Genomic DNA, 2,081 nt, shown 5'->3' on the forward strand with positions numbered 1-2,081 from the left:
CTCGTAGCTAAATGGCAAAGTGTAGGGTTTATACACGGTGTTTTAAATACTGACAATATGAGTATATGTGGAGAAACTATCGACTATGGACCTTGTGCTTTTATGGATGTCTATGATCCTGACACTGTTTTTAGCTCTATAGATACTCATGGTAGATATTCATATAAAAACCAATCTTTCATCATAAATTGGAATTTATGTAGGCTGGCAGAGGCTCTACTTCCATTAATAGATGATGATGAAAATAAGGCTATTGAAATTATGCAAAATAATTTAGATAAATTTACAGAATTATTTACTTCAGAGATAATTTCTAATATGTCCTCTAAAATAGGTATATTTTCACCTACAGAAGATGATATACCTCTATTAAATGAATTACTATCTATGATGAAAAAATACAAACAGGATTTTACAAATACATTCATCTCTCTGACTTTTGGAGATTTCCCTAAAAATGAAATGTTCTCAAGTGATGAGTTCGTGAATTGGCACAAAAAATGGCAAGCTAGAATTAGCTCTCAAGAAAAATCAAAAGATGAAATATTCAACTTGATGAAAAACTCTAATCCAGCAGTTATACCTAGAAACTATAGAGTTGAAGAGGCTATATCTGCTGCAGAAAAAGGAGATTTTTCTGTAATGAATAATCTGTTAAAGGCTCTATCTAATCCATATGAACATTCAGAATTCCAAAAAGAATATGCAAAACTACCTGCTCCATCCCAATGTGTATATAAAACATACTGTGGAACTTAATCTATTATCTAGAGGGCGTTATATAATATAACGTCTTCTATTTTTTCTTTTACTTTTTATTTCTTTGTTTTCCATAATCTATTATATATAATCTATTATATATTTCTGTTATAATATTCATTACAATACTTAGAATGTTAAGGAGGATCACAATTATGAATAATTTACACCAAGCAGAAAATTGCCTTCTTTGCAAAAAACCTAGATGCCAAAAAAACTGTCCTATAAATACACCAATTCCACAAATAATTCAACTTTATAAAAACGGAGAAATAGAAAAAGCTGGAGAAATACTATTCAACAATAATCCTCTATCAGCGATTTGCGCAATAGTATGCCCACATGAAAATCAATGTAGAGGAAACTGTATTAGGGGAATAAAAAAGGAACCAGTTTACTTTCATTATATAGAAGAAGAAATTTCAAAAAAATATTTACAAAATGCAAAATTTACAAAGCCCAAAAGCAATGGAATTAAAGTTGCCATAATAGGTTCAGGCCCTGCTGGTCTTACAGTTGCGTTTGAACTTGCAAAAAAGGGCTACGATATTACTATATTTGAAAAAAACGAAAAAGTAGGAGGAGTTTTAACTTACGGTATTCCTAAATTTAGATTGCCATCAGAACTAATAGATTTATTAGTCCAACGCCTTTTAGATCTTGGAGTTAAGATAAAAATAAACTCAATAGTCGGCCCTGTAATAACTTTAAATAAATTATTTAAGGATGGATATAAATCAATATTCATAGGTACAGGTGTATGGAATCCTAAGAGATTAGATATAAAGGGAGAAACATTTGGTCACTCACATTACGCTATAGACTACTTAAAAAGCCCTCAATACTACTCTTTAGGCAAAAAAGTCGTAGTCATAGGTGCCGGTAATGTGGCAATGGATGCCGCTAGAACTGCTAAAAAATACGGTTCTGAAGAAGTTTACGTAATTTACAGACGCGATTTTGAAGACATGACAGCTACTAAACACGAAATTCACGAGGCCCAGCAAGAAGGAATATTATTTAAAACATTTGAAGCTCCAGTTGAAATAGTAGACGAAGGAATAATACTTGCTCGTACTGAAAAAATAGAAGTAGACGGAAAAATCACTCTAGCTACTGTACCTAATAGTGAATATCTATTCGAATGTGACTCTATACTTATAGCAGTAAGTCAAGTACCTAGAAATACTATAGTTGTAAACAACAAAGGTGTTGATATTACTAAACGTGGTCATATTGAAACTGACGAAAAAGGTCTCACTACAAGAGAAGGTGTATTTGCCTGTGGAGATGTAGTATTAGGAGCTAGTACAGTTATCCAA

General features: G+C 31.9%; 2 protein-coding genes. Both read left to right on the forward strand.

The annotated features are described in order from the left end of the window. A partial coding sequence (locus MR593_RS03650; RefSeq protein ID WP_290686998.1) for a protein adenylyltransferase SelO family protein occupies positions 1 to 759 on the forward strand: 759 nt, incomplete at its 5' end. Positions 760 to 914: 155 nt separating this feature from the next. Next, a partial coding sequence (locus tag MR593_RS03655) for an NAD(P)-dependent oxidoreductase (protein WP_290686999.1) occupies positions 915 to 2,081 on the forward strand: 1,167 nt, incomplete at its 3' end.

The organism is Intestinibacter sp. (genome assembly GCF_022780145.1).
Lineage (GTDB): Bacteria > Bacillota > Clostridia > Peptostreptococcales > Peptostreptococcaceae > Intestinibacter.